This is a genomic window from Nostoc sp. (assembly GCF_035638895.1).
Taxonomy (GTDB): domain Bacteria; phylum Cyanobacteriota; class Cyanobacteriia; order Cyanobacteriales; family Nostocaceae; genus Nostoc.
Window position 1 is genome coordinate 19,576 of the sequence record NZ_DASQZC010000189.1, and the last position, 8,851, is coordinate 28,426.

Here is an 8,851-nt window from a genome sequence, read left to right on the forward strand (position 1 = left end):
AAAATCTATGAATAAAACACCCTCTTCCGATGAAAGTAAGCAAATGCTGAAGTGGCTAAACCAGAATCGCCAAATATTATTAGATTTATATAAAAATCAATATGTTGCTTACAATGCTAATGGTTTAATAGCTCACAGTGAAAGTTTGCGTGAAGTTCTAGAATTAGCAGAAGCATCAAAGCAAATATTTGCAATTTACTTAGTTCCGCGTCGCACTGCTTCTATTGAGATTTTACCAATTCGCTTTCGTACAATTGCTCGACATGATAGGCAACCAAATTATCATGTAAAACTGAAGCATAGAGATATAGAAATGTCCACAACTATGTTAGTGGACTCTGGTGCTGAATTAAGTTTAATTTCCTTCAAAGTCGGTCAAGATTTAGGCTATGCTTTGGCTGATGCAGAATCAAAATTATTAGCAGAAACTATTGGCGGAAGAGTTGAGTATGTTTTACGTAATGTTGAAATGACAATTGATGAACACAGTTTTATTGCTGCTGTGGCATGGTTACAAACTAATACAGGTGGAGAGCAATTACTTCTAGGAAGAGAAGTTGTATTTGATAAGTTTAATATTGAGTTTAGGCAAGCTGATGAACAAATTCTCTTTATATGGCGTGGAGATAGCTAATTAGTTAACCACAGACACTTCTCGCAACTTGCAAAAACTTGCGTAAAACAGGGGTCAAAGATAGCGCAGAGGTTTTAGAGAATTTGTGACAAAAACTTACGTGTTCTTTCTTCTTTGGGGTGGCTGAAAAATGCGTCAGGGGTGGCTGACTCGATGAGGGAACCGCTATCCATTAAAATAACTCTATCGGCGACTTCACGGGCAAATCCTACTTCGTGGGTGACAACTACCATTGTCATGCCATCACGGGCAAGATTTCGCATTACATCCAAAACTTCTCGTACCATTTCTGGATCTAAGGCTGAGGTGGGTTCGTCAAACAGCATGATTTTGGGTTGCATGGCTAAAGCACGAGCGATCGCCACCCGTTGCTGTTGTCCACCAGATAACTGTCCTGGATATTTTTGCGCCTGTTCTAAAATTCCTACTCTTTCTAATAGTTGCATTGCTAATTCTTCGGCTTTTGCCTTTGGCGATCGCCGTACCCAAATTGGCGCTAAAGTAATATTTTGCAACACTGTGAGATGAGGAAATAGATTAAATTGCTGAAATACCATTCCCACTTCTTTGCGAATCGTTTCAATATTTCGCAAGTCATGGCTGAGGGTAATACCGTCGATTTCAATTTTTCCCTTTTGGTATTCTTCTAAAGCGTTAAATGTGCGGATAAAGGTAGATTTACCTGAACCAGATGGCCCCATCAAAACTACTACTTCTCCACGATTAACTGTCAAGCTCACACCTTGAAGAACGTGGAACTTACCATACCACTTGTGAACATCTTCAGCAACAATTATTGATTGTACCTCTGGCATAATATTTAAAGTCCAAATAATGAATATTATTTTTATAATGACCAATGACTAATTATTCAACTGTCTCTCTAATCGCCGAGAAGCCAACGACATTGAGTAACAAAATACCCAATAAATAAATCCAATAAATAGATAAACTTCTGTATAGCGATCAAGAAACTGTGGTTGTGCCAATATGGAACGGGCAATACCTGTTAATTCTACTAATCCCACCAAAGATAATAGTGAAGTATCTTTAAATAAGCCGATAAACTGGCCAACGATCGCAGGAATAACGGTACGTAAGGCTTGAGGTAAGATGATAAACAAAACCACGAAGGCTGTATTTAATCCTAGCGCTTTTGCAGCTTCAATTTGCCCACGAGGAACTGATTGGAGTCCACCGCGCACGTTTTCTGCCATGTATGCAGCACTAAATAAAACTAATCCAGCAATTGCTCGTAGTACCCGATCTAAACGCACATCTGCTGATATAAATAATGGCAGCATTATCTGAGCGAGGAACAAAATCCCAATCAGTGGTACTCCCCTGACGATTTCAATGTACAGGATGGAAAACCAACGGACTACGGGTAAATTGCTTGTACGCCCTAAAGCCAATAAAACCCCAATGGGGAAGGAAAGTACAATACTGGTTGCTGCCATCAATAGGGTAAGTAGCAAACCATTCCATAAATTTGTAGATACAGGTTGTAATCCAAATCCACCGCCGAGTAGCCAAAGAATGACGGGGAAAGACACTAACCATAATAGAGAAAGCCAAGGAGTTATTAACTTAGTAAACTTTCCTCCAAACCAAAAACCTGCAACTAGCAAAACTGCAATTAATAGTAACCAGAGGCGGGCTGTAAAGGCTAGCGGTAAAAAAATTAATAAAACGCCAATTATAAAAGTAAAAAAATAAATTTTACGCTTAGTTAACTGTTGTTTACCAAAAAATATACCCACAGTTATAGCGCCTAAAGTTGAAGCGAACGCCAGCACAATCCAAATTCGCCAATATAGCGTTTGAGGAAACCTACCAACTAAAAATAAAGGTAAATTAACCTGAATTACTGCCCATTGTGCTTGAGTCGTTGCCCAAGTTACAATTCCTCGCACTACCCAAAACAGGAACATCAAACAGACAAAAGTTAATAAGCTGTTGTACCAAGTATTGAACAGGTTTTTACGCAACCACAACAATTTTGGATTTTGTAATTCGGCTATGCTCAGAACGATTTTGGATTTTGGATTGCTTGTCATCTTAATGATTTGTTCTCCCCATATCTTTGTTACACTAATTTACAAATATGATTGCAATAGATAAGAAACAAAAAGCAATTATCATTAAATATTTCTCTATAAGGACTTACACATAGTTTGCTTTTCGTAGGAGTATACAATCTAAAATTTAAAATCTAAAATTGTATTATCTCTCTTTAATTTGTACGCTACGATTGAAGAAATTCATAACTATAGAGATGGTTAAACTCAGGGTGAGATAGGTGAGTATAATCAGTAATATTACCTCTACGGCTTTCCCAGTTTGGTTATATGTGGTAGAGGCGACAAAATAAATATCAGGGTAGCCGATCGCGATCGCTAAACTGGTATTTTTCGTCAAATTAAGATACTGGCTCGTCAATGATGGTATTATTACCTGCAAAGCTTGAGGAAATACTACCAGCCGCATAACTAACCCTGGTTTTAATCCTAGCGATCGCGCTGCTTCCCATTGCCCCCTAGCTACTGATTGAATCCCACCTCGGACAATCTCAGCAATAAATGCACCCGTATAAAACGTTAATCCCAACAGCAAAGCTGAAAACTCTGGGGATAAGGTAAACCAAGGGAGTTCTAAGCCATTTTGACTAACGCTAATAAAACCCCAAAGGGATATCTTATTTTCTGTTTTGGGGAAACTGAGGAAAACAGCAAAGTACCAAAACAGCAATTGCAGCAGTAAGGGCGTATTGCGGAAAATCTCTACGTAAACCATCGCGATATTCTGCACTAGCCAGTTGTCAGAAAGTCGGGCAACCCCAGCACTTACTCCTACAATTGTTGTGAGCAAAATTCCCACAAGCGCTACCCGCAAGGAATTAATTAATCCCACCCATAAAGCATGAGTATAGGGGTCAGTGGGTTTATAGGGAATTAGCGTCTCGCCAATATCAAAAGATGCTTGTTGCTTAAAAAAATCAAAGCCAAACGGAATACCTAATCGCTGCAAATTACGATTGAGATTGCCCAACAGTATTACTACTACAATTACTGCTAACAATACGGCAATGAATTGTAAAGCAATGCGCCAAAAACGGATATCACGCCATAAAGGTGGTTTTGAATTTGTCATTTGTCATTTGTCATTGAGTACAAGAGCCATAGGGAGAATAATAACTCCTAACTCCTAACTCTTAACTCCCTACCGGAATGGTGGAGAATAAAGCAGTCCACCTTTGCTCCAGAGTTGATTTTGACCACGAGGTAGATTGAGTTTTGTCTTGGGGCCGAGGTTGCGATCGTAAATTTCGGCGTAGTTACCAACGTGCTTAATTACTCTAGCTGCGAAGTCGTTAGTTAAGCCTAGTCCTTCACCAAGGTTGCCTTCGGTTCCTAAAAAACGCTTAATATCTGGGTCATTACTAGCAGCAAACTGACCCACATTCTGGGAAGTAATACCCAACTCTTCAGCTTTTACCAGCGAATAAACCACCCATTTAACAGCATCACCCCACCTAGCATCCCCTTTGGCAACTGCTGGCGCAAGGGGTTCTGAAGAAATCACTTCCTCAAGAATCACGTTATCTTCTGGTTGGGGTAGAGTCGTGCGCCGAGAAACCAATGCCGAACGATCAGCTGTAATACCATCGCAACGCCCTTGAGCATAAGTAGCAAAGGTAACATTAACGTCTTCAAAGACAACGGGTTTGTATGCAACGCTCCGTTTCCGCATTTGATCTGCTAAGTTCTGTTCGGTAGTAGTACCAGTTTGAACACAGATGGGTTTATTTTTAAAGTCTGCCAGAGACTTAATGTTGCTATTTTTGCGAACCATTATGGCTTGTCCGTCGTAAAAGACCACAGGTGCAAATTCTAAACCCACAGAGGTATCGCGGCTAAGTGTCCAAGTAGTGTTGCGGCTGAGAATGTCTACTTCGCCAGTTTGCAAAGCTGTAAAACGCTCTTTGGAATTGAGATTGCGAAATTCTACTGCATCTGGGTTGTCAAATAAAGCAGCTGCGATCGCGCGACAGATATCTACATCTATACCGCTATATCTACCATCAGTTCCCACAAAGCTAAATCCTGGGACTTCGCCACTAACACCGCAAGTTAGCTGACTACGACTTTTAATACTATCCCAGCGATTTCGAGCTGCTGGTGGGGCTGGATTACTACCTGGAGTGCCGGATGTATTTGCTATTTGACCTGAATCTCCACCACAAGCAGCGATCGCAAAGACTAGAGGTGCGATCGCTATCATTAAAGCTGATTTATGCATAAACTTCATTGATATCTACAATAAAAAATGTATTTTTCACTACAATTATTCAGTAAAAACATTTTGCTGCTTGTAATATAAAACTCTACCAGTCTTTGTGCTATATTTATTGGCTTTGAAAAACGCTAGTTTAAGTTTTTACTTATTCTTTCAAAAGCCTCAGATGGTAAGTGCAAACTTCTCAACTTGGCTTAAGCTTCCGAGTTTTATTTAACTTACTGTTACCATACTTGATAAGCAATACATTCATTAAACCTGGAAGATAATATTAAAATTTCAGTGAATTAGTTTTATATCCTTCACTGAATAAAATTTATAAAAACGCGTTCAGCCCTTCTTGAATAATAAGCAAGAGAACCCCAGAAAATATCATTCACAGCCCAGGATGAAAATCTGTTTTTTCTATCTTCACTTCAATGCTCAATGCCCCATGCCCAATGCCCCATTCCCTAATTGCATACTTTGATGCGATCGCTTGTAGCCACACCAACCTAAACAACTACCCTTAGCAGGTTAAACTAGGTCTGGTAACAGCTGCTCCACCGTTCCTTATGAGGCTTTTATGGGAGCTAACCTCAAACAGATTGCCAACTATTTAGACAACCTTGGTTGGGACTACCGTTTTGATGATGAAGAAGACCGGATTATAACAGGTGTGGAGGCTGATAACTTAGAAGATATCCTAATAGTTGTCCAGTTGGATGAAGAGGGAAAATTTTTCCGGGTATTTGCCCCTCAAGTTCTGTCAGGAATTCAAGACCATCCTCACAAGGGAGTTATCCTACAGACAATGCTTGCCATCTCTTGGGAAACCAAAATGTTGCAATGGGAGTATGACCCATCTGATGGCGAGATTCGTGCCATTATTGAGTTTCCTTTAGAAGACTCGATTCTCACAGAAAAACAATTTCACCGTTGTCTGAGTGGGTTAATTCAGATTGTGGATGGTATAGCAATACCTCGCCTGAAAGAAGTGATGGTAACAGGTTTTGATCCGGGGAATATAGAGCTTGGGGAAAGATTGTTACTAAGTATCCAAGAAGAAGCCCCAGGATTGCTAGATTTGCTGGAAAAAGCAATGGAAGCGCGAAAAAAGCGAGGAAGTTTTCCCAGCGACTGAGACGGATCATCACTTAAATAGCTATACTCCAAAGTGATACCCTCACTATATACTGAAATTTTCTGGGGCTGGATATTATGACATCCTATGCAACCTCCTCTGCCAAAGCGGAAATGAGTGAACTACGGCGGTTGAAAGGCTTACTACCGCCAGAATTACAGAGCTGGGTCATGGTTGAAGGCACAACTGAGGTCAATCCACCCCTGGTTCGTTGCGAAGAAATTGGTAAAGACCAGGTAGAAATTCAAATTGACTTGGTGAAATGGGATGCCCTCGCAATGGATCAGCGTAATCTGCTGTTCTGGCATGAAGTTGCCCGCGTTCAAAATGACACGATTCCTAAAGATGGTTGGGAAATGGCAGCACTAGCCATCGGTTTAGGTGGTGCTGTAGGCGAATTGTGGGTACAAGATGGATTGCTTCTGGTGTTAGCTTTGTCGCTTTGTGGTGTGTCAGGCTGGCGACTGTACCAAAAGAATAGTGGGGAAAAGCAACTGAGAGAATTGCTCAATGCTGATGAGAAAGCGATCGCTTTGGCAACTCGTTTTGGTTATAGCCTCCCCAATGCCTACAAGAGTCTAGGTAGTGCCTTGAAAACCCTGATTGACAATACTCCTAGTAAGCGTCAACGGTCGAAATACGAAGCAAGGCTCTCTGCCCTTAAACGCAGTGCTAATAAGGCAAAAGCTAAATCCAAAACTCCAGACGAGGGCGCACTCTAGAAACCAGAAATTAGATTGGGTAGATATTGCCCATCCCACAAAATACCTAAATTAACGTGAGTTCGATGAACCTCTCCCTGCTTTGAACTAAAGTTCAAGTCTGCCCGTGTGCAACTCGGCTACGGTTTACGCACATCTTTGTATAAAATCAAAATCATTGAAGATTCCCCTAAACCCCCCAATTTATCGGGGGATTTTAAAGGGTTTTTGTCCCCCAATTTATCTGGGGGGTTAAAAGACTTGTGTGTACACGGTAGCTCCAATTCGGAGAGGGACGATTTTATCTATTAAATACAGCCCGTTAGCGATCGCCAAAACCCCAGATTACTCTGGTAGATCAAAATGATCGCTTCATGAACTTTAGCCGATATCCGTGAGCGACGAGGAAAACAAATTCCCACCACAGCCCAAGCCGCTTATCAACAGGCAAGCTGTGCAGCTTATAACCTCCGAGCGTCTCTCACAAAGGGATATCTGCGCTACTTTCACTATCTCCATCTGGGGGAAATGCTCACTCTGGGCACAAACACAGCGATCGTCTCTAGCCTCGGCTTCATCAATTTGAAGGGACGTTTAGCCCACGTCACTCGCCGATTAGTTTATCTGCTGCTGCGAATGCCAACCCGCAAACACCGCTTTCAAGTTGGTAAGTATTGGCTAGTCAGATTATTTCATGGTATTACTAACCAAGATTTGCACAACAATCATTCAAAACTTAATAATACTAAAGTTAAACAACATAAGTCAAAACCCAAATCTTTGTAATTGGGCGATCGCCTGTTGGGTAATTTCTCTGTGAGCATTGGGGAAATATCCCTCAAAGAGTGTTTTGCTTTTAACTGCCTTTCATAAAATCTTACTTTTTTCTTGACTATATCTTTATCAAACTCAAATTTTACAGCTGGTTCAGCATTTTATGCGTCTGAGGGATCACACGCACATGCCTGAGAAAGCCTTTCATCAAAGCTTGCCACGTTAAAACTTGATCAGCAGTAGGGGCAAACACAGGTATTGAGGAGAATTGTTCAGATACTGCTAAAGGCGTAACAGGTTGTAAAAATACTGAGATATTTGGACTAACCTCCGCCACTAGCAAAGCTGAACGTTCTAACTCGGCTGGATCTGTGTTTTGAGACACAATTATCTTGACAAAAACATTTAAATATGAGTCATGACATAATTGGAGAAATTTAGCATGTTCTTGCCAATGACTTTCGCCGCTAACACTGGGCAATTTTAAATCCATACCTACAGAGTCTAAGTAAGGGAGAATCATTGCCAGTTGTTCTGGGCGATGTCCGCCAGTTTCTAAGTATATAGGTAGACCAGTTATGGCTCGCACTTCGGGTAGAAACTGGGTTAAAAATGGGGCATGAAGAAGTGGTTCGCCTCCAGTTAAGCTAATGCTATCGTGTAGAGAAGGTACATTTTGTCGTTCGACCCATTCAATTAGTATGGGTAGAGAGACAGGGTTAGAGTGGGTTTCAAAGTCGCGCAATCCAGGCGATCGCTCTATCCGACAACTAGCAGGTGCATTCCAAGTGTGGACACTATCACAAAACTGACAGCGCAAATCACACAAAGCAAAACGAATAAATATCTGACGCGTCCCTACATTTAGTCCTTCCCCTTGAATGGCAGAAAAGATTTCAATCAGGCGTGCGGTAGGTGTAACCGTATTTTTAGCAATCATTTGATAAGAGCAACGCGATCGCGCTGCGGCGGCACAACAACAAGGATATTTTTTGGCTTCTTGTTCTATTGTGAATCGTCGCTAGCGATCTCCAATCTCAGCCCCGGTAAATCGAAATTAGTCCTTATTACTACTGATTCCAATATTAGGTTAAGTAATTTTCTAGGACAAAGTAATGTTTGGCAGATTACATTATACATGGCAACGAAAGTGCAGAGCTTCATGACTAGCCAACCGACAGAGGTCGATTTTCCAGTTAATTCCCTAAACGACACGGCTATAGTGCAGATGCCTAAGCGGTTGAGCATCCTGGAGGCTTTAGGCTTTAAGCAAACCTGCCAAAGCTTAATCCAGCCCAATTCACATCCTAAGCAAATCAT

General features: G+C 41.2%; 9 protein-coding genes and 1 pseudogene. 5 read left to right on the forward strand and 5 right to left on the reverse strand.

The window, feature by feature from the left end; all coding sequences use genetic code 11:
• Positions 1 to 7: 7 nt before the first annotated feature.
• A complete protein-coding gene (locus tag VE944_RS09260) occupies positions 8 to 634 on the forward strand; it encodes a retropepsin-like domain-containing protein (RefSeq protein ID WP_324975548.1) in 627 nt (208 codons plus the stop codon).
• 74 nt (positions 635 to 708) lie between these two features.
• Here VE944_RS09260 and VE944_RS09265 read toward each other — a convergent pair whose 3' ends face one another.
• The 4 genes from VE944_RS09265 to VE944_RS09280 all read right to left on the reverse strand — a co-directional run bounded on the left by VE944_RS09265 (position 709) and on the right by VE944_RS09280 (position 4,936).
• Positions 709 to 1,449 carry an amino acid ABC transporter ATP-binding protein gene (locus VE944_RS09265; protein ID WP_324975550.1) on the reverse strand — a complete coding sequence of 247 codons (741 nt, stop codon included), beginning with the start codon at positions 1,447 to 1,449 and terminating at the stop codon, positions 709 to 711.
• A gap of 48 nt (positions 1,450 to 1,497) precedes the next feature.
• On the reverse strand, positions 1,498 to 2,694 hold the full coding sequence (locus VE944_RS09270; protein WP_324975553.1) for an amino acid ABC transporter permease: 1,197 nt from the start codon (positions 2,692 to 2,694) through the stop codon (positions 1,498 to 1,500).
• Positions 2,695 to 2,860: 166 nt separating this feature from the next.
• Entirely contained in the window at positions 2,861 to 3,787 is a 927-nt protein-coding gene (locus VE944_RS09275) for an amino acid ABC transporter permease (protein ID WP_324975556.1), read from the reverse strand.
• Between the two features lie 69 nt (positions 3,788 to 3,856).
• Positions 3,857 to 4,936, reverse strand: coding sequence for an amino acid ABC transporter substrate-binding protein (locus VE944_RS09280; protein WP_324975559.1), 1,080 nt, complete (start codon positions 4,934 to 4,936; stop codon positions 3,857 to 3,859).
• Between the two features lie 562 nt (positions 4,937 to 5,498).
• Between VE944_RS09280 and VE944_RS09285 the strand changes: the two genes are divergently transcribed.
• The 3 genes from VE944_RS09285 (at position 5,499) to VE944_RS09295 (ending at position 7,543) form a co-directional block, all read left to right on the forward strand.
• Positions 5,499 to 6,056, forward strand: a complete 558-nt coding sequence (locus VE944_RS09285; RefSeq protein WP_324975562.1) for a hypothetical protein — start codon at positions 5,499 to 5,501, stop codon at positions 6,054 to 6,056.
• Between the two features lie 77 nt (positions 6,057 to 6,133).
• Positions 6,134 to 6,778 carry a DUF3318 domain-containing protein gene (locus VE944_RS09290; RefSeq protein ID WP_324975565.1) on the forward strand — a complete coding sequence of 215 codons (645 nt, stop codon included), beginning with the start codon at positions 6,134 to 6,136 and terminating at the stop codon, positions 6,776 to 6,778.
• A gap of 507 nt (positions 6,779 to 7,285) precedes the next feature.
• Complete coding sequence (locus VE944_RS09295; RefSeq protein WP_324975568.1) at positions 7,286 to 7,543, forward strand: hypothetical protein; 258 nt, start codon at positions 7,286 to 7,288, stop codon at positions 7,541 to 7,543.
• A gap of 130 nt (positions 7,544 to 7,673) precedes the next feature.
• Here VE944_RS09295 and VE944_RS09300 read toward each other — a convergent pair whose 3' ends face one another.
• On the reverse strand, positions 7,674 to 8,471 hold the full coding sequence (locus VE944_RS09300) for a 7-carboxy-7-deazaguanine synthase QueE (protein ID WP_324975571.1): 798 nt from the start codon (positions 8,469 to 8,471) through the stop codon (positions 7,674 to 7,676).
• A gap of 198 nt (positions 8,472 to 8,669) precedes the next feature.
• On the opposite strand from VE944_RS09300, the pseudogene VE944_RS09305 reads away from it, so the two are divergent.
• Positions 8,670 to 8,851, forward strand: a pseudogene (locus VE944_RS09305) (anti-anti-sigma factor); the annotation flags it as partial.